Genomic DNA, 25,843 nt, shown 5'->3' with positions numbered 1-25,843 from the left:
CAATCGACCCCCTTCACCCCCTTGACGAAAGCGGATAATAGTGCATCGCGCGCGCCCTGCCAAGGGTGATGTGACGGCCCTCGAATCCTCGTTTGACGGCCTTTGCGGCTAGGCTATGGGCTGAATAATCTTTCAAAACCCTCGAGGAGTACGTGACGTGCGTTTCACTGCGATGAACCGGGCCCACCACGCCAAACTGGCACTGACCGCGGCCGCCATTGGCGTCGGCCTGCTGACGGCAGGCTGCGGATACATCACACCCCAGCAGACAAACCATCAGTACTCCGCGTCGGACGGCATCCGCGCCGACCTCGGCCCGCTCCAGCTGCGCAACATCCTCATCGTTTCTTCCGGCGAGGATGAGCCCGGCCGTGTGATTGGTGCCGTCTACAACTCATCCTCCAAGGATGTAACGCTGAAGCTGAACGGAGCTGAGGGCTCGCAGACGGAAGTTCCGGTCAAGGCCAACTCCTACACGCTGCTGAATGAGAACTCGGATGAGGCCATCCTGAGCACGTCCGGCGGGGCCCCCGGTTCACTCGTGGACATCAAGGTCACCGAAGACGGCACGAACGTCAGCAACACCGTCAAGGTTCCTGTACTGGATGCAACGCTCCCCGAGTACAAGGAATACCTGCCCGCCGGCAGCACTCCCTCACCGAGCACCTCGGCTACCCCGTCCTCGACGGCTTCCGGAAGCGCAACGCCCTCGCCGTCAGCCGGCGGAACCGGCCACTAGCGCCGGACCAGTCAACAAAGACGTATCAAGCACAGGGAAAGGGAGGAGCCGGCCGGCCCCTCCCTTTCCCTGTGCTCCTATTTTTGGTGAGCCCTTGGTGCTACGGCTCGAATTTGTAGCCAAGTCCGCGGACGGTCACCAGGTACCGCGGCGCTGAGGGGTCGGGTTCAATCTTGCCGCGCAGCCGCTTGACGTGGACGTCGAGGGTCTTGGTGTCGCCCACGTAGTCTGAGCCCCACACGCGGTCTATGAGCTGCCCCCGCGTGAGCACGCGGCCCGAATTGCGCAGCAGCATCTCCAGGAGTTCGAACTCCTTCAGCGGGAGCAGCACCTGTTCCCCGCCCACGCTGACCACATGGCGTTCGATGTCCATCCGCACCGGACCGGCCTGGACCGTAGAGGAAATCAGTTCCTCCGGTTCGCCCTGGCGGCGCAGGACAGCCCTGACCCTGGCCACCAGTTCACGGGAGGAGTATGGCTTGGTGACGTAGTCATCCGCGCCCAGCTCCAGGCCCACTACCTTGTCGATTTCGGCGTCCTTGGCCGTCAGCATGATCACCGGGACACTGGAGCGCTGGCGCAACTGGCGGCAGACCTCCGTGCCGGACAGCCCGGGAAGCTGCAGGTCCAGCAGGACAAGGTCCGCACCGTTCCGGTCAAATTCGGTGATGGCGTCAAGGCCGTTGTCCACCACTTCCACCTCGAACCCCTCTTTGCCCAGCAAATAGGACAAGGGATCGCTGAACGATTCCTCGTCCTCCACAATCAAGATCCTGCTCAAGCGTTGGCTCCTCGTTCTTTTGCGCCGGCGGCGCGTGGTACCTGGGTGACAGTTGACTTAAGGGATCCCTGCCCGGCCGCGCTGTTCGCCGCAGGCTGCGGGAGCTCCTCCTCGGCGTCCTGGCCCTCCATCTCAGGGAGGCGCAGGGTGAAGGTGGAACCCTGGCCGGGCTGGGACCAGAGGGTCACTTCCCCGCCGTGGTTGGAGGCGACGTGCTTTACGATGCTCAGTCCCAGGCCGGTGCCGCCGGTGTGGCGGGACCGGGCTGCGTCAACGCGGTAGAAACGCTCGAAGACGCGCTCCTGGTCCTCGGCGCTAAGTCCCTCGCCCTGGTCCGTTACCGAGATTGACACCAGCCCGTCCCTGGACCGGACACCGATGCCCACCCTGGTGTTCGGCGGGGAGTAGCGGATGGCGTTGTCGATCAGGTTGCGCAGCGCGGTCACCAGCAGGTCCTGGTCACCGAAGACCATACCCTCGGTCCGGCCGCCCACAACGATGCGGATGTTTTTGCTTTCGGCCGGGAGCTGGGAGCGGTCAACGGCTTCCGCGATCACCGCGTTGACGTCAACGGGGCCGCCCTCCTGCGTAACGCTGGCGCCCTGCAGCCGGGAGAGCTCGATGATGTCCTGCACCAGAGCAGCGAGCCGGCCGGACTCCTTGTGCATGCGCTTGGCAAAACGGCGCACTGCCTCTTCGTCATCGGCCGAGGACTCCAGGGCTTCCGCGAGCAGGGAAATAGCGCCTACTGGCGTCTTCAGTTCGTGGGAGACGTTGGCCACGAAGTCGTTGCGGATCTCCTCGGTGCGCGTGATTTCCGTGCGGTCATCTGCCAGCAGGAGGATGTATTCCTCACCGAGCATGGCTGCGCGCACCTGGACAACAATGGTGCCCTGCCCCAGCGGTCCCCGTGGCAGCTCCAGTTGCTTCTCCAGGATGACACCGTCGCGCCGCACCCCTGCCGTCATGTCCAGCAGTTCCTTGTGCACCACAGTGTGCCCGCGGACCAGTCCGTAGGCATAGGCGGCGGGGCTGGCGCGGACCACGCCGTCAACATCGTCCACCACCACAAAGGCGCGCCCGACGACGGCCAACACCTCGGCTGCACCGGCTGGCAGGGCGAGTTCGTCGGCATCAATATCCAGCAACCGGCGCTGCTTTTCACTGACCCTGTAGGCAAGCACTCCGAACGTACCGAGCGCCAGGCCAACGAGGCCGGCGACCAGACCGATGAGCATAGGATCCACAGCTCCACCTTATGCGCTGGCAGGCGGCCATCAGCACGTCCCGGGCTGCTGCACCAACGGTTCAACTAACGTTCATCTTCAAAGGCTTAACCGTTTACCGGATACTGGCAGAGTAACGAGTTGGACTGCCGAACGGCGACATGAATTCCTGCTGTCCGGGTGCGGGCGGGACGGGAGTTCCAAGGAAAGGACGCCTACGTGCGTAAGGTTTTTCAGGAAGAGCTCACCCAGGTTGGTGACCAGCTGGTGGAGATCTCCCGGCTGGTCAGCGAAGCGATGGCGAAGGCCACCACCTCGTTCCAGGTGGCAGACGTTGATCTTGCCCAGGATGTAATCGCGGCGGATGCCCGCATCGACTTCCTGCAGAACAGCCTGGATGAGCGGGCCATCGACATCCTGGCACTGCAGGGTCCCGTCGCCAGCGACCTGCGGATGATCGTGGGATCCCTGCGGATGAGCGCGTCACTGGAGCGCATGGGTGACCTCGCCCGGCACATCGCCCAGCTGGCCCGACTCCGGTTCCCCTCAACCGTTATTCCCGAATCCATGACGGCAACGTTCAAGAGCATGGCGGACCTGGACCAGGAGATTGCGGACAAACTCACCGTTCTGCTGGAGACCCGCGACCTTGAGGTGGCCCGGGACATCCTGAAGGCCAACACCGCCATCAACGATCTGCACCTGAGCGTCTTTAAAGCCATCGCGGCTCCCGAATGGGCCGAGAGCCCGGCCACCACCGTGGACGTTGCACTGGCCAGCCGGTACTTCGAGCGCTTCGCGGACCATGGAGTCTCCGTTGCCCAGAAAGTCACCTACCTGGTAACCGGCGCCTGGCAGCCGAACGGCATCGAACACAGCTGACGTTCCGGACTTTGGAGCAAACGACGGCGGGCCGGTCACCAAAAGTGACCGGCCCGCCGTCGTCGTTTTACTTTATTTTTTGCCCTGGTTGGCAACGGCGAGGATGGCCTCTTCCGCAGCCTCGGGATCGAGGTAGGTGCCGCCGCGCTTGATCGGCTGGAAGTCTTCGTCCAGGTCGTAGACCAGCGGGATGCCGGTGGGGATGTTCAGGCCCGCGATGGCTTCGTCGCTGATGCCGTCCAGGTGCTTGACCAGTGCGCGCAGCGAGTTGCCGTGGGCAGTCACCAGCACGGTCTTGCCGGCCTTCAGGTCTTCCTTGATGTCCGATTCCCAGTACGGCAGCAGGCGGACCAGGACGTCCTTCAGGCATTCGGTGCGCGGGAGGGCGTCGCCGAGGTCTGCGTAGCGGGGGTCGTGGGCCTGGGAGAACTCGGAGTTGTCGTCCAGGGGCGGCGGCGGGGTGTCGTAGGAACGGCGCCACTCCATGAACTGCTCTTCACCGTATTCGGCCAGGGTCTGGGCCTTGTCCTTGCCCTGGAGTGCGCCATAGTGGCGTTCGTTCAGGCGCCAGTCGCGCTTGACCGGGATCCAGCCGCGGTCAGCCTTGTCCAGGGCGATATTGGCGGTGTTGATGGCGCGCTTCAACAGGGAGGTGTAAAGGATGTCCGGGAGAACATCGTTCTCAACCAGGAGCTCCCCGCCCCGAGCTGCTTCCGTGCGGCCCTGGTCGTTGAGGTCTACGTCCACCCAGCCGGTGAACAGGTTCTTGGCGTTCCATTCGCTGTGGCCGTGGCGCAGCAGAATCAGCTTGTAAGTCATGATTTTCATCCTAGCCGAGCGCCGCTGCCGCCCGCCCAGCGTTACAGCCGGCGCCGCTCCAGCGTTACGAAGGGGCCGGCAGCGGACAATATGCCCGCAACGATAAGGTGGGCCGGTGGTGCAAAAAGCTGAACGGGTGGCCGCCCCGCAGATAACCGGCAGGAACCCGAATGGCCGGCAGGGCCGGCCGGTGGGCAACGTCACCCGGGGCACCACCAACCCCAACCGCATGCGCCGGCTGGACCGCTGGTTGACCGGGCCGCAGGCCTGGCGGCTCCGCTCCGCCCCAAACCCCCTCGTGGTGGACCTGGGATACGGTGCCACGCCGGCCACCGCCGTCGAACTTTTTGAGCGGCTCTGCGCCATCCGGCCCGACGTCCAGGTGTGCGGGATAGAAATCGAGCCGGAAAGGGTCCGTGCCGCCTTGCCGCTGCAACGGCCCGGGCTGAGTTTCCAGGTGGGCGGTTTCGAAATCCCTGTTCCGGGCAGGCCGGTGCTGGTGCGGGCTTTTAATGTGCTGCGGCAGTACGAGGAAGCGGATGTGGCGGGCATCTGGCGCCTCGTGCAGGACCGGCTGTCCGCGGACGGCCTGTTCATCGACGGCACCTGCGACGAGATCGGGCGGCGGGTCACGTGGGTGGCGCTTGACGCCCACCGGCCGCTGTCACTGAGCTTCTCCGTCCGGTTCGGCAGTTTTGCCCTGCCCTCCGAGATCGCCGAGCGGCTGCCCAAAGCCCTGATCCACCGCAATGTCCCCGGCGAACCGGTTCACGCCCTGATGCAGGCCATGGACCGGGCATGGCTGGAATCGGCCCCGCTTGCGTCGTTCGGCAACCGGCAGCGCTGGCAATCGATGTGCCGCCTTCTGCGCGATGCCGGGTGGCCGGTGCAGGACGGGCCGGCACGCTGGCGGCTGGGCGAACTGACGGTGGACTGGGAAGCAGTGGCCCCGCGCAGGTAGATCAACCACGGGAGTCCAGGGGCCGGTGGGGATTACCAGGGCCCGTAAGGGCCCGTGTTGCGGGTGCCGCCACGGCCGGCATCCTTGACTGCCGGGCGGACGTCGGCGAGGTAGACGGACGCCGCCACCACGGCCGCGAGCCCGAACAGGCCCAGCGTGCCAAAGAATCCGCCGTTGCCACCGTTGTTGAGCATCGAGAAAACGGAGATAGCGCCGACCAGCGCAGCACCTCCGGTCAGGGCCAGCCAAAAAGTCTTGGTCCGCTTGCCGGTGGCTTCAAAGGCATTGGCCCTGTGCCTTGCGCAGTCGACAACCGCCCACAACTCCAGCCCGAAAGCCACAAAGGCAAGGATGAAGTACACGGCCCGCTCTACAGGCTGGATAATCAGTTCACCGTCCACAAGCCCAGCCTAGCCGCCCAGCGCGTCCAGCGCCTGCTTCAGGTCGGCCCAGAGGTCCTCGACGTTTTCGATGCCGACGCTGAGGCGTACCAGGTTTTCGGGAACGCTGGCCGGTTCGGCGGTATGCCGGCGGCGGCGTTCGATGAGGGATTCAACCCCGCCCAGTGAGGTCGCCGGGAGCCACAATTCCAGGGCCCGCACCAGGGCGTCCGCGGCCTCGGCGCCGCTGAGCCCTGCCACCGGCGCCACCTGGATGCAGATGATCGAGCCGAAGCCATTCATCTGTGCCTTCGCGCGTTCGTGTCCGGGATCGGCGGGAAGTCCCGGGAACCGGAGGGATTCAATCAGTGGATGGGCAGCCAGCCGATCAGCCAGGACCAGTGCAGAGGCCTGGGACCGTTCAATCCTCAAAGCCAGGGTGCGCAGCCCGCGCAGTGCAAGCCAGGCTTCGAACGGGCCCGCGATCCCGCCGTGGATGATCCGGTGATGAAGCAGTGCGGAGCGGATATCGGGGTTGGATGTCACCAGGGCGCCGAGGACGACGTCGGAATGGCCGGCCAGGTACTTGGTCACCGAATGCAGGACGACGTCCGATCCCAGCAGCAGGGGCTGCTGGACCAAGGGAGTGGAAAAGGTGTTGTCCGTGACCACGATCGCTCCGGCGGCGTGCGCGGCTTCGGCGAGGGCAGGTACGTCCGCGATGCCCAGCATCGGGTTTGTGGGGCTTTCCAGCCAGAGCATGGCAGCCCGGCGTGTGGCCGGACCGCGGGGCGAGAGCGCTTCCTTGACGGCCTCCGTGTCCGCAATGTCAACGGTCCGGAGTTCGATGAAGCCCTTCTGGGCGAGCTCGGCGGCCATCACCAGGGAACCGGAATAGCTGTGCGAGGGCATCACGAGCACTCCCCCGGCCGGGATGAGGGAAAGCGCCGAACTGACGGCGGCCAGGCCGGACGCGTAGAGGAGGCCGGGCAGTTCCGAGCCTTCGAGCTGTCCGAGCGCCTCTTCAAAGGGATCCCAGGTGGGGTTGGAGTACCGGCCGTAGCCGCGGTCCCCGTCGGCAAGAGGACCGCTGCCAAAGTATGTGGAGGACAGGACGATGGGCGGGTTGACCGGTTGGTCCCGGTCCCTTGGGGGACGTCCGGCGGCGACCACTACCGTCTCAGCTGCCAGGGACGCCGCTTGCTGTTCGGAAAGGCTCATGGAGAAAAGCGTACTGTTCGCATGCGGGAGCCTTGAAAGCCGTCTCCGGCCCTGTCCACATAGCGCCGGCCTCAAACTGCGATTGACGGTGCGGATCGGTAGGCTTGTCCAGTGAGCAAACAACGCGCGGGTCTTTTCATCGCATTTGAGGGCGGGGACGGCGCCGGCAAGTCCACCCAGGCAGCCCGGCTTGCGGACACCCTTGAATCACGCGGACTCACCGTTTTGCGCACCCGGGAGCCCGGCGGAACGCCGATAGGTGAGAAACTGCGGTCCCTGGTCCTGGACCACGGCCAGGGGCACATCGATGCCCACACCGAAGCACTGATTTTTGCCGCCTCCCGTGCAGCGCATGCAACCCAGGTGATCCGGCCTGCCCTGGAACGCGGCGAGGTGGTTTTGACGGACCGCTATATCGATTCCTCGGTTGCCTATCAGGGCGCAGGGCGGAACCTCGGCAAGGACGCCGTACGGTCCATTAACGCGTGGGCTACCTCCGGCCTGGAGCCCCATCTCACAGTGCTGCTTGATGTGGACCCGGAGGTTGGCCGCCGCCGCAGGACCGCGGGCGAGGCTGCGGAAGACCGGCTGGAATCCGAAGCTGACGAGTTCCACCTGCGGATCCGGGACGCCTTCCTGGAACTGGCCGCCAGCCGCGCCGGTTCCTACCTGGTGCTTCCTGCGCATCTTCCCGTCGATGACCTGGCCGCGCAGATCCTGCAGCGCGTGGACGCCCTGCTGGCCGCGGCGAAGGTGGACAGCGCATGACGGTCTGGGACGACCTGCAGGGCCAGGCCGCCGTCGTCGAACAATTGCGCCAGGCCGCCAGCGGAGAAAACCTGACGCATGCATGGCTTTTCACCGGCCCGCCGGGCTCCGGCCGCTCGAACGCGGCCAAAGCATTCGCGGCGGCCCTGAACTGCGACCAGGAGGACGTCACCCGACGCGGCTGCGGGCATTGCCCCGCGTGCCTGGCCATCCTGGGCGAAACCCACTCGGACGTCACGTTCGTCCGGACTGAAAAGGTGACCATCACCATTGATGAGGCGCGTGAGCTGGTGGCTACGGCGGGCAACCGGCCATCTGCCGGCCGCTGGCGGATCATCGTGGTGGAGGACGCGGACCGGATGGCCGAACGGACCACGAACGTCCTGCTGAAAGCCATCGAGGAGCCAACCCCGCGGACGGTGTGGATGCTGTGCGCACCGTCCCCCGCCGATGTCCTGGTGACCATCCGTTCGCGGTGCCGCAGCGTGGCTTTGCGCCTTCCGCCCGCCGCCGATGTGGCCGCCCTGCTGGTGAAGCGCGACGGCGTCGAGCCGGCTTTGGCGGAACGTGCGGCGCGCGCGGCCCAAAGCCATGTGGGCATCGCCCGGCGGTTGGCCCGGGACCCCGCGGCGCGGGAGCGCAGGCTGGAGACGGTGCGGTTCCCACTGGGACTGCGCGGGGTCACTGCTGCGGTGATGATGGCGGAAAAGCTGGTCAAGATCGCAACGGCCGAGGCCACGAGTTCCAACGAGGAACGCGACGCGGCCGAGAAGGCCGCCCTGCTGGCCACACTTGGAGCACCGGAATCGGGCACGCTGCCGCCGGCCATGCGGAGCCAGGTGAAGCAGCTTGAGGAGGACCAGAAGCGCCGTGCCAAGCGGTCCGTCACCGACTCGCTGGACCGCACCCTCACGGACCTGCTGTCTTTCTACCGGGATGTGATGATTATCCAGCTCGGGAATGCTGTGGAGCTCGTAAACGTTGAGTTGAGGAGTGAATTGGAGGAGTTTGCGAGCCGCTCCACTCCAGAAGCCACGCTTGCCCGGATGGATGCCATCAATAAAGCCCGTGAACGCATCACCACCACCAACGTAGCCCCGCTGTTGACCATTGAGTCCATGGCAGCCAGCCTGATCTAACCCTTCCAAGGAGACCCGATGACTGCCCGCCCCCTGCCCGCACGCCCCGCATCCTGGGTGATTGCGGCACGTGCCGCCGGGGCCATGGCCCTTGCCATGATTCTGGCCAGCTGCAGCCTCCTGAACGGCGGCGACCGCAACCAGGAGCCAGCCACGGCAAAAGCCGACCCCTCGATTGTGGCGTCCGCTCCGGCCGGGCTTGAGGAGTTCTATTCACAGGAAGTGGTGTGGGAGCCGTGCGAAAACGGCTTCCAGTGCGCCAAGGTGGAAGTGCCCATGGACTACGGCAATCCCGGCGGCGACACCATCGAACTCGCGGCATTGCGGTCCCCCAGTACCGGCAACAGAACAGGCAGCCTGCTCGTCAATCCTGGCGGACCGGGGGCGTCCGGGTACGACTTCGTCAAGGATGCCGCAGGCACACACTTTTCCCAGGCGGTACGCGACGCCTACGACCTGGTGGGCTTCGACCCCCGGGGCGTGAAACGATCGGCCCCCGTGACCTGCATGACGGATGCCGAACGCGATGCTGCCCGGGCCAAGATCTACAACCTGGACACGGACGCCGGCCTGCAGGAAGTGCTGTCAGACAACAAAGCTATTGCCGCCAAGTGCTCCGAGCAGACCGGGGCCGTACTGGCCCATATCGACACCGTGAGTTCGGCCAAGGACCTGGACATCCTCCGCGCCGTAGTCAACGACTCGAAGCTGAACTACCTCGGATACTCCTACGGCACGTTCCTGGGGTCCACTTATGCCTCACTTTTCCCGGACAACGTAGGCCGCATGGTGCTCGACGGCGCACTTGATCCGTCCATCAGCAACGAGGAGCTCACCCGGGGTCAGGCGCGCGCCTTTGAAAAGTCCATTCGGGCTTATGTCCAGAGCTGCCTGAAGCAGGACGGGTGCCCTCTGAGCGGAAACGCCGATTCCGGCGTGCAGCAGATCCGCGACCTCATCAACGCTGTCCAGCAAACGCCGCGCACGGCCAAGGATGGCCGGGTGGTCAACGCCACGATGTTCGTCAGTGGCCTGATTACCCCGCTGTACAACGACCAGAGCTGGCCTGCACTGACGCAGGCCCTGGACGCTGCCATGGCGGGGGACGTGAGCCTGATGCTTCGGCTGGCTGACCTGGGTGCGGACCGGGCGTCCAACGGCACGTACACGTCCAACTCAACCTTCGCGTTCAACGCCATCAACTGCCTGGACTATCCCATGGAGTCGGATACCGCAGCCATGCGGGCTGAGCAGGAGCGGCTGATGCAGGACTCCCCCACTTTTGGGTACTTTTTCGCCTATGGCGGCACCAACTGCGCTGACTGGCCGTACAAGAACCTCCGCACCCCCGCACCCGTGGAATACACCGGTGATGCCCCCATCGTGGTGATTGGTACTACGGGCGACCCCGCCACCCCCGTGGAGTGGGCCGCCTCGCTCCGCAAGCAGTTAGGCAACGCCTCCCTGCTGACCTGGACAGGCGAAGGCCACACAGCTTACGGCCGGTCCAACAGCTGCCTTGAGGACCCGGTGGACCGCTACCTGGTGAGCGGTCAAGTGCCCGCCGACAACACGGTGTGCTGAAGGCCTCAGCCGGATAGCCCCGGCCATTTTGACCCGGGCGCGGGGACTCTATTACAGTTGACTCTTGCATGAAGGGCCCGGTTCTTCCGGGCGGTTATGCGGTGCTTCCTTAGCTCAGTCGGTAGAGCGTTTCACTCGTAATGAAAAGGTCATCAGTTCGATTCTGATAGGAAGCTCGGGATAAACCCCGGACAGCCCCTGAATTCAGGGGTTTCCGGGGTTTTTCGCTGGTTAAGCGACGTCACCCCGTTTGCGCCTCCAGGCATTGCGGCCGCAGATCTCAGGGTTAGCGGCCGAAGGCGTCGTGGAGCCGAACGTCAGAGGGTGCGCCTGGTCTTCGGTGCCCTTGGCTACTCGAAGAGCTCGACGCGCGGTTCGCCCTGGACGCCGCTGCGCTGCATGGCGTCCCTCAGGTCTTCCCTGCCAAAGAACGCCCTGGCGGTGTCCACGCTGGCGAAATGATGGATGACGAGGACGTTGTTAGGATCATCAACCATCTGGTGTACCGATTCCTGGGTCACCCCGCCGGCCTTCTGCATGTCGCCAACGGAGTCGTAGACCTTGCGCCAGGAGTCGTAGTCGGCGACGCGGTGAAGGATGATTGCAACGGTCATGGTGCTTCTCCTTTGAAGCGTGCCGCGCTGTTCGTTCTGACCGGCCCGGGGGCAGTGAGCGTCAGGGCATGGTCTTCGGCGGCGCGGACACAATTATCTGCAGCGGCACAGGATTGGGCCGCCACTGGCCGTCTTACTCCCGCCCTCACAGACTGTCAACAGGCGCCGGCCGCCGCTGAATGTTCCCGGTTCCGGCAGTCCGCGAACTCCTCCCTTCCCCGCTTCTGCCGCAGGCTCAGCATGCGCCGCGGGCCAGCCTTCCACGGACACTGATCTTTATGGACTCCCGGTTTATTCGGGGGTAGGCTGACCTCCACGCGGTCTGAGGGCAGGCCGGTTCAACTGCGCCGGCGGGGCCGCACTTGAAGCACATCGGGGGGAAGATGATGGTTCTCGTGTCCGACTTGGGACGCCAATTTCCTACGAATGGGCGCAGTGCCACTGAGCCCATCAACCCGCATGCCCCCGACGAAGCCTCAGGTACGGCTGGAGGGCAGGCCACCATCGAATACGCCCGTGAAGGAGTGGTGCGCATTACGGTGCCTCCGGGCAGCCGGATCACGGCAGAGGACGGGACTTTGATCCGGGACCGTTTCTTGACGCTGACTGCCGGTGCCGGTGCCGCTGTCCTGCTGCAGGTCACCGGGGTGGAATCCGTGAGCAAGGAGGCCGTCCGGATCATCGTTGAAGCTGTCACCGTCACAGCGTTTGCAACGCTGGGCACCACCGACGTGGACCGGGTCATCGCCCACGGGCGGAGGGGACTACCGGTGCCGCGGTGCCCCATACGGTATTTCTCCGATGAACAGCAAGCCTTGGCGTGGCTGACCCCGCAGGCTCCGGGCGGTTCCTGAATCAATTCTTTTATCGTGGCGGCGGGAAATGACGAGGGAGCCAGTCCTCAGGTCCGGGGCCCCGAGCGGCGCTGACCAAGCGCCCCTTTAGAACTTCCCGAACCGTGCCCGGGCCATGGAGTATGCGCCGTAGCAGATCAGTCCTGCCGCAATTGCGGCGAGGAGGAATACGCCGTACGGCTGCGAACCCAGCGTTTTCAGGCCGCCGTCCAGGCCCGAGGATTTCGAAGGATCCGCCGTTGCCGCTGCAGCGATGATCAGGACACCCACCACCGCAAGGACAACGCCTTTTGCTGTGTAGCCGACGGTCCCGATCCATTTGATGGCCGAACGGCCGTTTCCCGGGTCCTGCAGGTCCTTCATGAACTTCCTCGTGACACCGCGGTAGGCGTAATAGGCGCCTGCAACGATGATCGCCAGACCGGCGGCAATCAGCAGCACCACGCCGGCGGGTGCACCCATCAGCCTGGCCGTAAAATCACTCGCGGACTGGCCGGAATTCTTGCTTCCGCCGGATGCGAAGACAGCGAAGGTGAAGGCCAGGAAGGCGAAGACCACTGCTTTTCCAACGGCTGCCCCCGCCGTTTTCAGTTTCTTCTTCGACTCGCTTTCGGTACGGGCCACATAGAACGCTTCGCTGACCATCCAGAGCGCCAGTGCCCCACATGCCACCACACCCGCCCAGAGCAGCACGGGCCCGCCCGGCTTGGAGGCGATCGATGCTATCGCACCGGATTGGTCGGCCTCCCCGCCCTGGCCCCGGTCCACCTGGAGGGCAATGACGCCGATCAGGATGTGCACCAGTCCGATGAAGACATAGCCCGTTCGAGCCAGGATCCGCAGGGCCGGGCTTCGGCTGGCCGACGCAGCTTCGGATACCGCCCGGTTAGCTTTCCCCGAGACACTGCCCATGACCGGCCCTTCCCGATATGCACCTGTAATCCAATCGTGCGCCCGGCAGCCCAGCCCGCTACACGGGGGAATAGTTCAGTGTAGATCTCTGCTGGCTGTCCCGGCAGACATACAGGGCCGGATAGGCGTCCCCCGCCACTGCCGGGATGCTGAAAGCAGACTCGGGAGAAATCCCGAGGGAGGAAGGCACGCTGGAGTCTTCCATGCAAGCAAGGCTCCGCGCCGCCGTCGTACCACTGGTTGCAAGTGCGGGCCCCGCCGGAAAGTACCCTGCAGGTATGCGGCCGGCAGGCTTGCGTCGTAGGCTGAACCTCGCGGGCGACGGAAAGGAGCCAGACGTGGCCGGGACGGCATTAAACGAGAGTGCATTGAACGAGGCGGCGTTGACCGGTGTGGTGGCCGAGGTGATGGCTGAGCTGGCTGCCCTTGAGGACCCGCGGGCGCGGGAGGTTAACGAAAGGCACGGTGACGATCACGGTGTAAACCTCAGCAAGCTCCGCGCCGTGGCAAAGCGGCTCAAGACGCAACCGGAACTCGCCCGTGAGCTGTGGGCCACGGGTGACACGGCAGCGCGTTTGCTGGCACTCCTCATCTGCCGCCCCAAGGCGTTCGGGCGCGACGAGCTGGACGCCATGCTGCGGGAGGCCCGCACACCCAAAGTGCATGACTGGTTTGTGAACTATGTGATGAAGAAAAGCGCCCATTCAGAAGAACTTCGCGCCGCATGGTTGGCTGACCACGATCCGGTGGTTGCCAGCGCCGGCTGGGCTCTGACCAGTGAACGCGTGGCGAAACAGCCTGACGGCCTTGACCTCACCAAGCTGCTCGACGTCATCGAAGCTGACATGAAGGATGCCCCGGAGCGGCTGCAGTGGGCGATGAACACCTGCCTGGCCACTATCGGCATCCGGCACGCCGAATACCGCGCCAGGGCTGTCGAAATCGGGGAGCGGCTGGAAGTCCTCAAGGACTACCCCACTCCTCCTGGCTGCACTTCGCCCTTTGCGCCAACCTGGATTGGCGAAATGGTGCGGCGGCAGCAGAACATAGAGGAACCGTAGCCACTAAAGGCCGGGGCCCGGTTGCAGGCCTGTCAGCAAGGAGCAACACCGGCCCCTAAGATGGCGTGCATGGATGACGAGGCCCTGGCAGAGATTGCCAACGAGCTCTATGCCAAGCCGCTCGACGATTTCATCGGCGCCCGCGCAGCTGCAGCGAAGGAAGCCGCCGGCCGGGACAAAGAATTGGGGGCGGCTGTGCGCGGGCTCCCCAAGCCGTCGGTTGCCGCCTGGGCCGTGAACATGCTGGCCCTGCATGAACCAGACGTCCTCGCCGGGCTGAGTGATCTCGGCAGCCGCATGCGTGAGGCGCAGGCCTCACTGGACGCCACGGCACTGCGTGAGCTGGGACGTGAGCGCCGCACCGTGCTGGCCGCCGCCGTGGACACCGCCCGCGCGGTGGCCCAGGAGCAGGGCCGGACCATCAGCGAGGCCATGGCAACGGACGTCGAAGAAACCTTGCGCGCCCTGACCGCCGATGTCGGAGCGGCCGCCGCTGTCCAAAGCGGGCGCCTGCTCAAGACGCTCTCGGCGGACGGCGTAAACGCCGTGGACCTTGACGGTTTGGTGGCAGTGCCCGCTGCCCTCCCCGCGGCGCCCCGGCCGGTTCCTGCTCCGGCTGGGGCGGTACCGGACAGGCCGCGGAAGGAGGGTACGACGACGGCGGGGGCCTCCCGTCCGAAGCCGGACAAGCCGCGGCTCGAGGCAGTCCGGCAAACACCGCGGCCAAAGTCACCGCCCGCGCTCGAGAAAGCAAAAGCCGCCCTGGCCGAAGCGGAGGCCGCCCAGGCGGAGACGGCTCAGCTTGCCCGGGACCTGCAGAACCGGGCGGAGGGGGCGCGCACCGAGATGGCTGAACTCCTCCAGGAAACAGCCGAACTCCGGACGCGCCTCAGGGCGGCTGAGGACCGGCTCGAGCAGTTGCGCAGAAGCCTCGCCGCCACTGCTGCCGAGGCAAAGCAGGCGGTGCGGGCTGCGGACAAGGCAGAGCGGACTGCCATGCTGGCGCATGAGCGGGTCCTGCGGCTGGGCAGCACGGACACGCCGTCCTGATTCCAAGGAATGTCAGACCCCGGTTGCACACTGGATTTATGGAAAACCAACCCGTACAGGAATTTCACGTCACCTACTTCGACGCCGACTGCGGCCGTGCCCGGGCTGAAGTCTTTAACACCCTGGCAGAGGCAGAACGCTTCGCCAGCCGCCACTGCCACGGCGAGGACAGCTGGGCTGTTGTGGACGCCGTTCCCGTGCAGCAGGTCCGCATCGCCGCCTGAGCCTTCCCACTCCCCAGCGAAGCCCAGGACTCGTGCAGCCGCTTAACGCAAGCAACCCGCGTTGCGCGGGCAAAAATGCCAGGCAACGCGGGTTGTACGCCCCGTTGGAATTAGGCGAAGTCGGAAACTGCCGGGTCGGGGCCGATCCGGCCTTCGCCCTTGGCGGTGCGGTCCAGTGCATTGATGGCTTCGACGTCGTCCGCGTCCAGGGAGACGTCCAGTGCTGCGAAGTTTTCACGGATCCGGGACTCGGTGACGGACTTCGGGATCACCACGTTGCCGATGGCAAGGTGCCAGGCAATGACAACCTGGGCGGGCGTGGCTCCGTGCTTGGCAGCAATCGCGGCCACTGCCGGGTCCTCCAGGAGCTCGCCGCCCTGGCCCAGCGGGGACCAGGCCTGGGTCAGGATCCCCTTGGAAGCGCCGAATTCGCGCAGTTCCCGCTGGCTGAAGTAGGGGTGCAGCTCGATCTGGTGGATGGCCGGGACCACACCGGTTTCGTCGATGAGCCGCTGCAGGCCCTCAACGGTGAAGTTTGAGACACCAATGGACTTCACCCGGCCGCGCTTCTGCAGCTCAATCAGCGCCTTCCAGGTGTCCACGTACTTGTCCTGCTTGGGCTGCATCCAGTGGATCAGGTACAGGTCCAGAGTCTTGAGGCCCAGCCGGTCCATGGACTCCTCGAATGCGGCGAGGGTGGACTCGTAGCCTTGGTCCGCGTTCCACAGCTTGGTGGTGATAAAAAGCTGCTCAGGTGACAGGCCGGAGCCTGCGATGGCCCGGCCAACACCGGACTCATTGCCGTAGATTTTGGCGGTGTCGATGTGGCGGAAGCCCGCTTCGAAGGCCTGGCGGACCACCTTTTCCGCCACTCCGTCCTCAACCTGCCATACGCCGTAGCCGAGCTGGGGAATCTGGTTACCGTCGTTGAACGTCAGTGTGGGTGAAGAAGTCATTCTTTTATCCTGCCAAACCACAACGGGCCGGCCGGCGAAATACCGCAGAGTAAGCCAGACGCTTAACCGGGAATATCTTCCCGCCCGGTGGCGGCATCGGAGCCGGAACCTTCCTCGGCAAGGTGCCTCTCGGCGTCGGCCACCTGCTGGAATACTGCCTCGGCGCGGCGACGTACGGACGCGGCGCCTACCGGAATGGGGCCAACGGCGAGCCGGAGCATGGCGGCAGCTTCGGAAGTGGTGGCCAGGGAATTGCCGGCCTTGGACAGCGCCCGGTGGACGCCTGCGAGCCGGACCGGGATGTCCAGTCCTTCGCTGGGCGAGCGCTGCTGCGCTTCCATACAGACAGCCCTGACCCGTTCCAGCAGCGCGGCGAGCTCATTGGCGATCTCCACGAGCTCGCCGTAGAGCTGGTCATCCTCCACGCCTTCGAGAACCTGGTGGAAGCGGTCCAGCCCCCTCTGGAAACGGTCGTGGGCGCGCCGCCACAACCCCTTCCCCAATTCCACGTCGTCCTTGCGCCCCTGCCTGGCGGCGCTGAAAAAGCCCAATGAACCTAGAGGTACTGTCCGGGACCGTGGTCCGGGTCGTTCGGCTGGCCGGGGCGGCCTGGAGCGGCGGGCCGTGGGCCGGCGGGGGCCCGCTGCGGCTCGCCGTTTTCCCCGATCACCACACCGGGCGCGATCACCGTGCCAGGCGGGAGCTGCCGGAGCTGCAACTGCGCCGCAGCGTGCTCGCGGGCGGCGTGCTGTGCGGCGATGGCTGTCTGGATGCCGTGGAACAGCCCCTCGAGCCAGCCCACCAGCTGGGCCTGCGCTATCCGCAGTTCAGCGTCGGAGGGGGTTGCGTCGTCAGAGAACGGCAGGCTGATCCGGTCGAGTTCCTCCACCAGTTCAGGCGCCAGCCCGTCCTCGAGTTCCTTGATGGAGCGCTCGTGGATTTCGGCGAGCCTTCCCCGTGCTGCGTCGTCCAGCGGGGCGGACTTCACCTCCTCCAGGAGCTGCCTGATCATGGTGCCGATCCGCATCACCTTGGCCGGTTCATCAACCAGGTCCTGCAGGTTGCTGCCTTTAGGTTTGCTGCCGTTTTCCGGCACTGCCGGCGCAGGCGCCGGCTGGCCGTCATCGATGGTGGTGCCCTCTACCGGGAGGTCCTCAGGTGCCTGAGTGTCGTTCGGATCGCTCATGCGTTCATACTCTCATGAGCGATCCGCCCGGGGTCCACTCCATGAACTCCGCTGACACGCTGTCCGCTACGGGCTCAATCATCCGTTGCGGGGCCCAATCAGCAGCACCGGCCCTGCGGGTTGGAGTCCTGCCGGTCGGTCCGGTCCCGCCAGAACTCGCGCTCGCCCAGCGGCGGCGTGTTGTGCCCTGAGGCCTGGTGGTGCTCCAGGTACTTGGTGTAGGCGTCCGCCCCCAGGACACCGCCGAGGTAGCGCGCGAACCCGCGGAAGCCGCGGGTGACGGCAGCCAGTCCGGTGCTCATCAGTGGTGTCCTGCCCGTTCGAACCTCAGCTCGGCCGGGACCTTGTCCCATTCAGCCATCAGCTCCCGCTCGGCGGGTGTGGGAATCAGCCCGGCGGGGGCAAAGACGCGCGAAGGCCTGGCGGGATCCTCGTTGTCCTTCACGGCTGTCCCGTGCGCGCGGCTCCGGAACGCATTCACGGTGGCGAGCAACGCCGTCACGATCACGATGATGCTGAGCACCACAAAGATGACTGAAAGCCAGCCCTGGATAGCGGTATTGCGCACCACAGCTTCCATGGCTGCCACGGATTTAGCCGTGCCAAATTCGGTCTTCCCGTCCGCGAGCGCCTTGCTGAAGGCGGCGTTGTTGGCGAAGTACCCCACCGCCGGGGTGGGCGAGAAGATCTTCTGGTAGCTGGCGGTAATGGTGACCACCGCTGCGAAGGCCAGCGGCAAGGCCACGATCCAGAGGTACTTGAAGGTGCCCTGCTTGGCCACGATGGCCAGGCAAACAGCCAGGGCGATGGCCGCGAGCAACTGGTTGGCGATGCCGAACAGCGGGAACAGCGTGTTGATGCCGCCCAGCGGATCGGTGACGCCCATCAGCAGCACCGCACCCCAGGCACCCACCATGACCGCCGTGCATAGCCAGGCGCCGGGCCGCCAGGACGCTTCCTTGAACTTGGGAACAAAGTTGCCGATGGAATCCTGGAGCATGAACCGGGCAACGCGCGTTCCGGCGTCAACAGCAGTGAGGATGAAGAGGGCTTCAAACATGATGGCGAAGTGGTACCAGAACGCCATCATGGCCGTGCCGCCGATGAACTGCTGCATGATGTGGGCGAGTCCCACGGCCAGTGTGGGTGCGCCGCCGGTGCGGGAGACGATGCTTTCCTCGCCCACGTTCGCGGCGGTCTCCGAGAGCAGGTTCGGGCTGAGGTTGACGCCGGACAAGCCGAGGCTGTTGACCCATGTGGCGGCCGTTTCGACGGTTCCGCCGGTCAGGGCCGCGGGCGAGTTCATGGCGAAGTAGAGGCCGCGGTCAATCGAGATTGCTGCCAGGAGGGCCATGATGGCGACGAAGGACTCCATCAGCATGCCGCCATAACCGATGAAGCGGGTCTGCCGTTCCTTTTCCACCAGCTTGGGGGTGGTGCCCGAGGAGATCAATGCATGGAAGCCGGACAGGGCTCCGCAGGCGATGGTCACGAACAGGAACGGGAACAGCGCGCCGGGGAACACTGGGCCGTTCTCCCTGCTGGCGAATTCGCTGAACGCCGGAACGGTGATCTCCGGGCGGACCACAATGATGGCCAGCGCGAGCATCACGATCACGCCGATCTTCATGAACGTGGACAGGTAGTCCCGGGGGGCCAGAAGCAGCCAGACCGGCAGGATCGCCGCGATGAAGCCGTAAACAATGAGGCCCCAGGCGATGGTCACCCGGTCCAGGGTGAAGATGTCCACGCCCCACTGGGTCTGAGCCACCATGCCGCCGCCGATGATGGCCGCCATCAGCAGGACAAACCCGATCAGCGAAACTTCCATCACCTTGCCGGGCCGCAGGAACCGGAGGTAGACGCCCATAAACACAGCGATGGGGATGGTCATGCCAACGGAGAAGACGCCCCACGGGCTTTCGGCCAGGGCGTTGACCACCACCAGGGCGAGGATGGCCACGATGATGACCATGATGAGCAGGGTGGCCACCAGGGCAGCGGTGCCGCCGATGACGCCGAGTTCCTCGCGCGCCATCTGTCCCAGCGAGCGCCCGCCGCGCCGCATCGAGAAGAACATCACGAGGTAGTCCTGCACTGCGCCTGCAAGCACGACGCCGATGATGATCCAGATAGTGCCGGGCAGGTAGCCCATCTGGGCGGCAAGGACCGGGCCCACCAGGGGGCCCGCGCCGGCGATGGCGGCAAAGTGGTGGCCGAACAGGACGTTCCGGTCCGTGCGCACGTAGTCCTTGCCGTCCGCCTTGTATTCAGCGGGGGTGGCCCGGCGGTCATCAGGCCTGGTGATGTAACGCTCGATGACCTTGGAGTAGAAGCGGTAGCCGATCAGGTACGTACAAACAGAAGCAAAAACGAACCAAATGGCGTTGACTGTCTCGCCGCGGATGATCGCGAGCATAAACCAGGCCACGCCGCCCAGCAGGGCAATCGCTGCCCAGAGGGCAACTTTTCCGGGCGTCCATTTCTTCTCTTCCGCCTCGCGGACGGTCTCGTCAATTGCCGACGGCGGTAGTGAGGTGTCGGTGGCGACCGCACCTTCCCCCCGGGTTGCGCTCCGTCGATGATCCGGTGTTCCGGCCATGTCTCCTCCTTGAGATTCGTCCCCATCTGCTGACAGGCACCCTACCAACGGGGAGCTTGGACCGGACTGTGTTTTGCCGTGATCAGGACCAGCCTGCGCCGAACGGCAGGCACCCGGCGACGAGCGTCGGGCCGCACCGCCGTCGAAGGTGGTGCCGGTCCCTTGCACGGCTGCCCGGAGGGCAGCTCCTCACCCCACGGTAAGCCTGCCGGCGCCAATCAGAAAGACCCCCGCGGGACCAAAGACCCTGTTCAGGTGCGCGGGGGTCCCTCTCAGGTACCCAGCGTGCGCCGTGACGCCGGCAATCGCGCACGGGTGAAGAGCCAGGCCAGCAGGCCGCCGGCCAGGGGCACCGCAAAGACGAGCGCCAGCAGGTGCAGCCAGGGCACCTCGACGGCGGTGCGCAGCTCGGTGGAACCTGCAACGAGCACCGCCGGCAGGGCCCCGGCGATGCTGCCGAGCAGGGTCCCCAGCCCAGCGGTCAGCAGCGCCTGGGAACCGGCAAGGCTCTTCCGCAGGCGGGGCGAGGCACCAATGCCGGCGAGCGTTACATGGTCCGCGCGCGCATCTGCCAGGGAAAGACCTGTGGTGATGCCTGCGGCGCTGAAGGTAATCACGGCGCTGATGGCCACGATGGACCAGGTCATCCATGAGTCGCCCTGGGTGATGCCCGGTTCGGCCCAGAATCCGACGGCGGGCTGCTGGTACACGGCGGCGACGGCCCCGGCTGCAGCGTCCCTCTCACCGGCCGAGGGAAAGCTGTTGAGCTGGACCAGGAGCTCGGCCGGCTCGGGACGCAGGTCCAGTCGCCGGGCCGTCTCCGGCGAAATGACTCCGTAGTAGGGAAGGGCCTGGGCGGGTTCAACCACAATGGCGGGAAGCGTGCTGCTGGTAACCGTCTGATGCATCCGGGAAGGGTCGGCCGGATCCTGGGCCTGCGTGCGCACGTCCTGGCCCTCGAGCACCACCGTCCCGTTCCGAACGAAGACCGGGTTGGTGACCACCATGCCGCCGGCCTCCAGAACTGCCAGGGCCTCAGGTCCGGCCTCGATGCCGAGGACGGCACTGATCTCGTCCGCGCCGCCCACCAGGATGGAACCCTGGGAGCCCGGCGACTGGGCGAGGGAACCCCGGCAACGCCAGTCCTCAGGGTCCGCCACCCTGCGCTCGGGTGTCATCGGGCACTCGTTGCCGGCCGGTCTGGACAGCAAGTACTGCAGACAATTGGAGGTGGCAGTGCGTGCCGGCCCCGACACGTCCGTGCCATTGCCAAAAGCGCAGTTTTGAACGTACCCCGGCGCACTGATGGTCCTGGTCCAGGCAACGTTGCCGGTGGCACCTTCCACGGCGGAAGCGAGTTCAGCCGGATCGACGACAACCGCCGGCTGGGTGCTTCCGTCCGGCAGGAGGGGCTGCTCCAGGGACAGCGGCAGGAAGGCCTGGTTTTCCAGCGCGGTCCATGAATGGTTCTCCCGCATCATTGCCTGCTGGCTGGCCGCAAGGACCAGTGCGGCGCTGGCCAGCGTGGCGGCGGCGAGGACGGCCCCTACCGCCGGCACCGTGCGGCCCCGGTTCCTGGCCGAATCACGGGCAGCCATCCGCAAGGACAACGGCAGCGCACCCGTCCGCGCGGTCAGCAGGGCAACGAGGTATCCGGCCAGGAGCACCAGCGCGGCGACGGCCAGCACGGCGCCCCCAATCAGCAGGGAGGTGACCACCGGCAGTTGCCCGGCCCTCCGGTCCGGATCCCCGGCCGACTCTCCCAGAAGCCAGCCCGCCGCCAGCAGTGCGCCAGCCAAAAGCAGCAGCACGGCGCCGGCTATGGTGGTTCGCTTCGCACTACCGGCGGGTGCCCGCCCCGACTTGAGTGCGACCAGGGCCGCCTGCCTCGCAACTTGGTTGGCCGGGGCCATGGCTGCGAGCAGGCAGCACACCAGTCCCAGGACCATGGCCACTACCGTCAGCAGGACGTCGGGGTGGACGCCGGCAAAGCGGGCCGAACCCATGGAGCGGACCCAGTAAACCACTGCTGCCCCGGACCCGAGCCCCAGGGCGGCCCCGGCGAGAACGGCGATGCTGCCAAGCCAGAGCCCGGCCGATGTCACCACGGAGCGGACGGTGGGGGTGTCGGCTCCGGATGCTGCCAGCAAAGCCAGTTCCCGGACCTGCCTTTTAGCACCGACGGCGAAGGCAGCCCCCGCCAGGAGGCCCACCTCCAGGAGCGCCAGGGCAGCGACCAGGCCGAACGTTGTGTACAGCGCCACAGCTCCCGACGACGATGGTGGCGGCGGGACGCCGTCGACACTGCGCTCGGCCAGGGACGGCGGATTGAGCACCACGCTGCGGGAGAGCACGCTGACACCCTGCCGGTTTGCCGCGAGGATCTGCGGCCAGGTCACCGGTTCGGAGCCAGCCAGGTAGTAGGACATCGAGTGCGGGGATTGCGGCCCCTCGTTGAGGACTGCCTCCGGCACCTGCTCCTGCCCGAGGAAAATGACGGAGTTCCGGTCAGAGGCATCCGCATCGCGGACGGTTCCCACCGGCACGAAGGTACCGGCCGACGTCGTAAATTCCTCGCCGAATCCCAGGCTGAACCGCTCAAGCAGCCCCGGGGACACCAGGGCCTCGCCGGCGGCATGCGGAGCCCTGCCCTCAAGCAGCGTGAATTTCCCGGCGAAGGCAGGATGCAGCGCGTCCACCACCCTGCCCTGCAGTGACACCAGCGCCGCCCCGACCCCGGTTGTCAGGTTGAGCTGCCGGAGCGGCAACACCTCATAGCCCGGCGGAAGAAGGTCCCGGGGATTGGCCGGCTTGAAGTCCGGATCGTAGACGCCGGAGCTGGAAACCACCATGGCGTCGTTGAGCGGGTCCTGGACGGAGTCGGCGTTGGGAGCAGGCAGGGTGCTGAACCGGGCCTGCGTTCCGCCGAGCTCGAACCGGACAATTTCTTCGGGCGTTTTTTGGCTGCTCTGGAACAACGTGGCGGCCCCGGTCATGCCTGCAACAGGAAGCATGATCAGCAGGATGATGAGCAGAGACCGCCCCTTGTGCCTCCTGATGTCCCGGCGGGCCACGCGCAGGGCCACGCGGAAACTGCTTCGTCGCCCAGTCCTCGTGGGAGCGAGATCAAGCATCAGAGCCCTGCCTGGGCCAGGAGCATGGCGGGATCGTGCATGGCCGCTGCCTGGTCCACGATGCGCCCGTCACGCAGGAACACCACCCGGTCTGCCCAGGCTGCATGCCGGGCCTCGTGGGTCACCAGCATCACGGCGGCCCCGGCATCAGCGCGGGCGCGCAAAACTTCCATCACCCCCTGGCCCGTGGTGGAGTCAAGTGCCCCGGTGGGCTCGTCGGCGAGGATCAGCCGGCGCTGTCCCACCACGGCCCGCGCGATGGCCACCCGCTGCTGCTGCCCGCCGGACATCTGGTCCATAAAGCGGTCCGCGAGTTCCGGTATTCCCACCTGCCGCAGGGCATCCAGTGCCTGCCGGCGGGCCCTTTTCCAGGCTGTGCCGTCCAGTTCCAGCGGCAGCGCCACATTCTCGGCCGCCGTGAGGGTGGGCACCAGGTTGAAGTCCTGGAAGACATAGCCCACGGCACGGCGGCGAAGGCGCGCCAGTTCGTTCAGCCCCAGTCCCGCCAGCGGGGTGGATTCCACAAAGACACCGCCCGACGTCGGGCGGTCCAGTCCCCCGGCCAGCGCCAGGAGGGACGACTTGCCGGACCCTGACGGCCCCATCACCGCGACAAACTCGCCCGCCTTGATGGTGAGCTCCACATCGCGGAGGGCGGCGACCGCCGTCGCGCCTTCCCCGAACGTCCTGCTGACCTTCGCGAGTTCCAGGACCTGCTGCGGTCCCTGGACGCTCACCGGCGGCTGTCCGCGTTGAGCGGGGCGGCGTCTTCCGTGACCCCGTTGGACGTTTTGCGTGCCTGGCCCGGCCCGGCGGACTGCGCCTGCTGGACCATCCTGGCCTCACAGAGGTCCAGCCAGCGGACCTCCGCTTCGGTCTGGAAGATCAGGGAATCAAGGACCAGCAACCAGGCAGTATCGCCGGCGCGCTGGTTGGCGGTGGTGTCCCGGCGTGCCTTGGTGTAGTCCTGCAGCGCCCGCATGGACGCGGCACGCTGGGCCTGGATGATGGCCTGGACATCCACACCGGGCAACGTCACGGCGAGCGCAAGCTTGATGGCGAGCTCGTTCCGGGGCGGGTTGTTCCGCTCCACCGGCGCCGCGAACCAGTTATTCACCTCAGCTTTGCCCGCGTCGGTGATGCTGTAGACCACGTGGCCGTCGCCGTCGTCGCCTTCCTTGGTGACCAGGGCGTCGCGTTCCAGCCGGTCCAGCGTGGTGTACACCTGCCCGATGTTCAGTGGCCAGGTGGCACCGGTGCGGCTTTCGAACTCGACCCGCAGCTGGTAGCCGTAGCGCGGCTGGTCCTGCAGCAGGGCGAGGAGGCTGTGGCGGATGGACATGGTGCTCCTTGGTCTGGGCGGCAGTTCGCACGGTCCCCCAATGGCCCGTGCATACCGCGTATAGGCACGAGCCTAACCGACTAGTTTCGTTTGGGCAATACTCAGTATCTAAACCTAGGGCCCGGACCCCGCCTGCCTAGAGCAGCAGGAGGATTTTGCCTACGTGATCGCCGCTGTCGAAGTAGGCGTGGGCAGCCTGGACCTGCTCCAGCGGGAAGGTTTTGGCCACCAGCGGGCGGATCCGCCCGTCAGTGATCATGGGCCAGACGGCGTCGCGGACGGCGTTCATAATGGCACCCTTTTCCTCGACAGGGCGGGGCCGGAGCGCGGTGGCCACCACGGCGGCGCGCTTCTTCAGCAGCTGGCCCAGGTCCAGTTCACCCTTCGTGCCGCCCTGCAGGCCGATCACCACCAGCCGCCCGTAGTCGGCGAGTGCGTCCACATTTTGGGCGAGGTACTTGGCGCCGACGACGTCGAGGATCACGTCCGCACCGCGCCCGCCGTTCTGCTCGCGGAGGCTCGCAGGGAAATCCTCCTCCGCGTAGTTGATGGCGATGTCCGCGCCGAGGAAAGCCTTCGCCGTTCCCACTTTTTCGTCCGAACCTGCCGTTGTTGCCACCTTGGCGCCCAGCGCCTTGGCCAGCTGGATGGCCATGGTGCCGATCCCGCCGGTGGCGCCGTGGATCAGGACGGTTTCTCCGGGTTGGAGCTGGGCGGTCATCACCAGGTTGGAGTAAACCGTGGCGGCCACCTCCGGCAGGGACGCGGCCGTCACCAGGTCCACGCCGTCCGGAACCCTCAGGACCTGCTCGGCAGGAACGGCCACCTGCTGGGCGTAGCCGCCGCCGGCCAGCAGCGCCACCACCTTGTCACCGAGGGAAAAGGGTTTGCTGACGCCAGTGCCGAATCCGGCTATCCGGCCGGATACCTCGAGGCCGGGAATTTCCGAAGCACCGGGCGGCGGCGGGTAGAAGCCCCTTCTCTGCTGCACGTCCGCCCGGTTCAGGCCGGCGGCGACGACGTCGATCAGCACCTCCCCCGGCCCGGGTACCGGAGCCTCAGTTTCGCGGACCTCCAGGACCTCCGGGCCGCCCGGTTCCGAAATGTAGACGGCTTTCATGGAACACTCCCGTTTCTGACTCAATACTCGCTGCAACCAGTGTGCACCGGACACCTTCTTCGCCTCTGTTTTGTTGCAGGCAAGTGCCTATGAAACACTACTAGTAGAGGAAGGTTGTCCGAGCGGCCGAAGGAGCTAGTCTTGAAAACTAGTGTGCGGTAACCCCGTACCAAGAGTTCGAATCTCTTACCTTCCGCGATTGGGACCCCTGTCCGCCAGCATGCTGGCCGGCAGGGGTCCTTCGTTTTTCCCTGCGGAGCCTGGTGCGGGGCGAACCATTGCCACTGT

26 protein-coding genes and 2 tRNA genes are annotated in these 25,843 nt (G+C 65.8%); 12 read left to right on the top strand and 16 right to left on the bottom strand.

Annotated features, from left to right (window positions below):
• Positions 1-172: 172 nt before the first annotated feature.
• The gene (locus QRN11_RS21335) at positions 173-739 is read left to right on the top strand and encodes a hypothetical protein (RefSeq protein ID WP_502935064.1); all 567 of its coding nucleotides are present in this window, start codon (positions 173-175) and stop codon (positions 737-739) included.
• Between the two features lie 100 nt (positions 740-839).
• On the opposite strand, the gene QRN11_RS21330 is transcribed toward QRN11_RS21335, so the two are convergent.
• Together QRN11_RS21330 and QRN11_RS21325 are read right to left on the bottom strand one after the other, a co-directional pair.
• A complete protein-coding gene (locus tag QRN11_RS21330; protein ID WP_050056313.1) occupies positions 840-1,520 on the bottom strand; it encodes a response regulator in 681 nt (226 codons plus the stop codon).
• Positions 1,517-2,758 (bottom strand): sensor histidine kinase, encoded by a 1,242-nt coding sequence (locus QRN11_RS21325; protein ID WP_285314423.1) that lies wholly within the window; start codon positions 2,756-2,758, stop codon positions 1,517-1,519. Before QRN11_RS21325 ends, QRN11_RS21330 begins: the two co-directional genes overlap by 4 nt.
• Before the next feature lie 207 nt (positions 2,759-2,965).
• Here QRN11_RS21325 and phoU point away from each other — a divergent pair, with 207 nt between their 5' ends.
• On the top strand, positions 2,966-3,628 hold the full coding sequence (gene phoU, locus QRN11_RS21320; protein ID WP_285314411.1) for a phosphate signaling complex protein PhoU: 663 nt from the start codon (positions 2,966-2,968) through the stop codon (positions 3,626-3,628).
• Between the two features lie 72 nt (positions 3,629-3,700).
• On the opposite strand, the gene QRN11_RS21315 is transcribed toward phoU, so the two are convergent.
• On the bottom strand, positions 3,701-4,447 hold the full coding sequence (locus QRN11_RS21315; protein ID WP_285314410.1) for a phosphoglyceromutase: 747 nt from the start codon (positions 4,445-4,447) through the stop codon (positions 3,701-3,703).
• A gap of 115 nt (positions 4,448-4,562) precedes the next feature.
• On the opposite strand from QRN11_RS21315, the gene QRN11_RS21310 reads away from it, so the two are divergent.
• The gene (locus QRN11_RS21310; RefSeq protein ID WP_285314409.1) at positions 4,563-5,408 is read left to right on the top strand and encodes a class I SAM-dependent methyltransferase; all 846 of its coding nucleotides are present in this window, start codon (positions 4,563-4,565) and stop codon (positions 5,406-5,408) included.
• Between the two features lie 32 nt (positions 5,409-5,440).
• On the opposite strand, the gene QRN11_RS21305 is transcribed toward QRN11_RS21310, so the two are convergent.
• Positions 5,441-5,809 (bottom strand): DUF2516 family protein, encoded by a 369-nt coding sequence (locus QRN11_RS21305; protein ID WP_091422246.1) that lies wholly within the window; start codon positions 5,807-5,809, stop codon positions 5,441-5,443.
• Between the two features lie 9 nt (positions 5,810-5,818).
• Positions 5,819-7,009 (bottom strand): trans-sulfuration enzyme family protein, encoded by a 1,191-nt coding sequence (locus tag QRN11_RS21300; RefSeq protein ID WP_285314408.1) that lies wholly within the window; start codon positions 7,007-7,009, stop codon positions 5,819-5,821.
• Between the two features lie 111 nt (positions 7,010-7,120).
• On the opposite strand from QRN11_RS21300, the gene tmk reads away from it, so the two are divergent.
• From tmk to QRN11_RS21280, 4 genes are all read left to right on the top strand, one after another.
• A complete protein-coding gene (gene tmk / locus QRN11_RS21295; protein WP_142058993.1) occupies positions 7,121-7,777 on the top strand; it encodes a dTMP kinase in 657 nt (218 codons plus the stop codon).
• On the top strand, positions 7,774-8,916 hold the full coding sequence (locus tag QRN11_RS21290; protein ID WP_285314407.1) for a DNA polymerase III subunit delta': 1,143 nt from the start codon (positions 7,774-7,776) through the stop codon (positions 8,914-8,916). Before tmk ends, QRN11_RS21290 begins: the two co-directional genes overlap by 4 nt.
• A gap of 18 nt (positions 8,917-8,934) precedes the next feature.
• A complete protein-coding gene (locus QRN11_RS21285) occupies positions 8,935-10,500 on the top strand; it encodes an alpha/beta hydrolase (RefSeq protein ID WP_285314406.1) in 1,566 nt (521 codons plus the stop codon).
• Between the two features lie 103 nt (positions 10,501-10,603).
• Positions 10,604-10,676, top strand: a tRNA-Thr gene (locus tag QRN11_RS21280).
• 174 nt (positions 10,677-10,850) lie between these two features.
• Here QRN11_RS21280 and QRN11_RS21275 read toward each other — a convergent pair.
• Positions 10,851-11,114, bottom strand: a complete 264-nt coding sequence (locus QRN11_RS21275) for a hypothetical protein (protein WP_285314405.1) — start codon at positions 11,112-11,114, stop codon at positions 10,851-10,853.
• 395 nt (positions 11,115-11,509) lie between these two features.
• Here QRN11_RS21275 and QRN11_RS21270 point away from each other — a divergent pair, with 395 nt between their 5' ends.
• Entirely contained in the window at positions 11,510-11,968 is a 459-nt protein-coding gene (locus tag QRN11_RS21270) for a DUF7793 family protein (protein WP_285314404.1), read from the top strand.
• A gap of 87 nt (positions 11,969-12,055) precedes the next feature.
• Here QRN11_RS21270 and QRN11_RS21265 read toward each other — a convergent pair whose 3' ends face one another.
• The gene (locus tag QRN11_RS21265) at positions 12,056-12,880 is read right to left on the bottom strand and encodes a DUF1206 domain-containing protein (RefSeq protein WP_285314403.1); all 825 of its coding nucleotides are present in this window, start codon (positions 12,878-12,880) and stop codon (positions 12,056-12,058) included.
• A gap of 407 nt (positions 12,881-13,287) precedes the next feature.
• Between QRN11_RS21265 and QRN11_RS21260 the strand changes: the two genes are divergently transcribed.
• The 3 genes from QRN11_RS21260 to QRN11_RS21250 all read left to right on the top strand — a co-directional run bounded on the left by QRN11_RS21260 (position 13,288) and on the right by QRN11_RS21250 (position 15,215).
• A complete protein-coding gene (locus QRN11_RS21260; RefSeq protein WP_285314422.1) occupies positions 13,288-13,941 on the top strand; it encodes a DNA alkylation repair protein in 654 nt (217 codons plus the stop codon).
• Positions 13,942-14,010: 69 nt separating this feature from the next.
• Complete coding sequence (locus tag QRN11_RS21255; RefSeq protein ID WP_285314402.1) at positions 14,011-14,991, top strand: hypothetical protein; 981 nt, start codon at positions 14,011-14,013, stop codon at positions 14,989-14,991.
• A gap of 38 nt (positions 14,992-15,029) precedes the next feature.
• Entirely contained in the window at positions 15,030-15,215 is a 186-nt protein-coding gene (locus QRN11_RS21250; protein WP_091422226.1) for a hypothetical protein, read from the top strand.
• Between the two features lie 110 nt (positions 15,216-15,325).
• Here QRN11_RS21250 and QRN11_RS21245 read toward each other — a convergent pair whose 3' ends face one another.
• From QRN11_RS21245 to QRN11_RS21205, 9 genes are all read right to left on the bottom strand, one after another.
• On the bottom strand, positions 15,326-16,171 hold the full coding sequence (locus tag QRN11_RS21245) for an aldo/keto reductase (RefSeq protein ID WP_142058980.1): 846 nt from the start codon (positions 16,169-16,171) through the stop codon (positions 15,326-15,328).
• A gap of 62 nt (positions 16,172-16,233) precedes the next feature.
• Positions 16,234-16,722 (bottom strand): hypothetical protein, encoded by a 489-nt coding sequence (locus QRN11_RS21240; RefSeq protein ID WP_091422221.1) that lies wholly within the window; start codon positions 16,720-16,722, stop codon positions 16,234-16,236.
• Between the two features lie 5 nt (positions 16,723-16,727).
• Positions 16,728-17,357 carry a bacterial proteasome activator family protein gene (locus tag QRN11_RS21235; protein ID WP_285314401.1) on the bottom strand — a complete coding sequence of 210 codons (630 nt, stop codon included), beginning with the start codon at positions 17,355-17,357 and terminating at the stop codon, positions 16,728-16,730.
• A gap of 98 nt (positions 17,358-17,455) precedes the next feature.
• Positions 17,456-17,659 (bottom strand): YbdD/YjiX family protein, encoded by a 204-nt coding sequence (locus tag QRN11_RS21230; RefSeq protein ID WP_285314400.1) that lies wholly within the window; start codon positions 17,657-17,659, stop codon positions 17,456-17,458.
• On the bottom strand, positions 17,659-19,959 hold the full coding sequence (locus tag QRN11_RS21225; RefSeq protein ID WP_285314399.1) for a carbon starvation CstA family protein: 2,301 nt from the start codon (positions 19,957-19,959) through the stop codon (positions 17,659-17,661). The genes QRN11_RS21230 and QRN11_RS21225 overlap by 1 nt, the downstream gene beginning before the upstream one ends.
• A 272-nt stretch (positions 19,960-20,231) precedes the next feature.
• Entirely contained in the window at positions 20,232-23,045 is a 2,814-nt protein-coding gene (locus tag QRN11_RS21220) for an FtsX-like permease family protein (RefSeq protein WP_285314398.1), read from the bottom strand.
• Between the two features lie 47 nt (positions 23,046-23,092).
• Positions 23,093-23,830: an ABC transporter ATP-binding protein gene (locus tag QRN11_RS21215; protein ID WP_091422206.1), complete on the bottom strand. Its 738-nt coding sequence runs from the start codon at positions 23,828-23,830 to the stop codon at positions 23,093-23,095.
• Positions 23,827-24,435 (bottom strand): PadR family transcriptional regulator, encoded by a 609-nt coding sequence (locus tag QRN11_RS21210; RefSeq protein WP_091422203.1) that lies wholly within the window; start codon positions 24,433-24,435, stop codon positions 23,827-23,829. Before QRN11_RS21210 ends, QRN11_RS21215 begins: the two co-directional genes overlap by 4 nt.
• 136 nt (positions 24,436-24,571) lie before the next feature.
• The gene (locus QRN11_RS21205) at positions 24,572-25,555 is read right to left on the bottom strand and encodes an NAD(P)H-quinone oxidoreductase (RefSeq protein WP_142059843.1); all 984 of its coding nucleotides are present in this window, start codon (positions 25,553-25,555) and stop codon (positions 24,572-24,574) included.
• Positions 25,556-25,663: 108 nt separating this feature from the next.
• On the opposite strand from QRN11_RS21205, the gene QRN11_RS21200 reads away from it, so the two are divergent.
• Positions 25,664-25,751, top strand: a tRNA-Ser gene (locus QRN11_RS21200).
• Positions 25,752-25,843: the final 92 nt, after the last annotated feature.

The organism is Pseudarthrobacter sp. fls2-241-R2A-168 (assembly GCF_030209335.1).
GTDB lineage: Bacteria > Actinomycetota > Actinomycetes > Actinomycetales > Micrococcaceae > Arthrobacter.
Note: the sequence above shows the minus strand (reverse complement) of the source record. Positions and strands in the feature narration are given on the sequence as shown.

What these genes read in the sequence shown, in the direction of transcription:
- QRN11_RS21335 (WP_502935064.1), top strand. Translation starts at nt 173, where the DNA reads ATGAACCGGGCCCACCACGCCAAACTGGCACTGACCGCGGCCGCCATT.
- QRN11_RS21325 (WP_285314423.1), bottom strand. Translation starts at nt 2,758, where the DNA reads ATGCTCATCGGTCTGGTCGCCGGCCTCGTTGGCCTGGCGCTCGGTACG.
- QRN11_RS21315 (WP_285314410.1), bottom strand. Translation starts at nt 4,447, where the DNA reads ATGACTTACAAGCTGATTCTGCTGCGCCACGGCCACAGCGAATGGAAC.
- QRN11_RS21300 (WP_285314408.1), bottom strand. Translation starts at nt 7,009, where the DNA reads ATGAGCCTTTCCGAACAGCAAGCGGCGTCCCTGGCAGCTGAGACGGTA.
- QRN11_RS21290 (WP_285314407.1), top strand. Translation starts at nt 7,774, where the DNA reads ATGACGGTCTGGGACGACCTGCAGGGCCAGGCCGCCGTCGTCGAACAA.
- QRN11_RS21285 (WP_285314406.1), top strand. Translation starts at nt 8,935, where the DNA reads ATGACTGCCCGCCCCCTGCCCGCACGCCCCGCATCCTGGGTGATTGCG.
- QRN11_RS21275 (WP_285314405.1), bottom strand. Translation starts at nt 11,114, where the DNA reads ATGACCGTTGCAATCATCCTTCACCGCGTCGCCGACTACGACTCCTGG.
- QRN11_RS21265 (WP_285314403.1), bottom strand. Translation starts at nt 12,880, where the DNA reads ATGGGCAGTGTCTCGGGGAAAGCTAACCGGGCGGTATCCGAAGCTGCG.
- QRN11_RS21260 (WP_285314422.1), top strand. Translation starts at nt 13,288, where the DNA reads ATGGCTGAGCTGGCTGCCCTTGAGGACCCGCGGGCGCGGGAGGTTAAC.
- QRN11_RS21255 (WP_285314402.1), top strand. Translation starts at nt 14,011, where the DNA reads ATGGATGACGAGGCCCTGGCAGAGATTGCCAACGAGCTCTATGCCAAG.
- QRN11_RS21250 (WP_091422226.1), top strand. Translation starts at nt 15,030, where the DNA reads ATGGAAAACCAACCCGTACAGGAATTTCACGTCACCTACTTCGACGCC.
- QRN11_RS21245 (WP_142058980.1), bottom strand. Translation starts at nt 16,171, where the DNA reads ATGACTTCTTCACCCACACTGACGTTCAACGACGGTAACCAGATTCCC.
- QRN11_RS21235 (WP_285314401.1), bottom strand. Translation starts at nt 17,357, where the DNA reads ATGAGCGATCCGAACGACACTCAGGCACCTGAGGACCTCCCGGTAGAG.
- QRN11_RS21230 (WP_285314400.1), bottom strand. Translation starts at nt 17,659, where the DNA reads ATGAGCACCGGACTGGCTGCCGTCACCCGCGGCTTCCGCGGGTTCGCG.
- QRN11_RS21225 (WP_285314399.1), bottom strand. Translation starts at nt 19,959, where the DNA reads ATGGCCGGAACACCGGATCATCGACGGAGCGCAACCCGGGGGGAAGGT.
- QRN11_RS21210 (WP_091422203.1), bottom strand. Translation starts at nt 24,435, where the DNA reads ATGTCCATCCGCCACAGCCTCCTCGCCCTGCTGCAGGACCAGCCGCGC.
- QRN11_RS21205 (WP_142059843.1), bottom strand. Translation starts at nt 25,555, where the DNA reads ATGAAAGCCGTCTACATTTCGGAACCGGGCGGCCCGGAGGTCCTGGAG.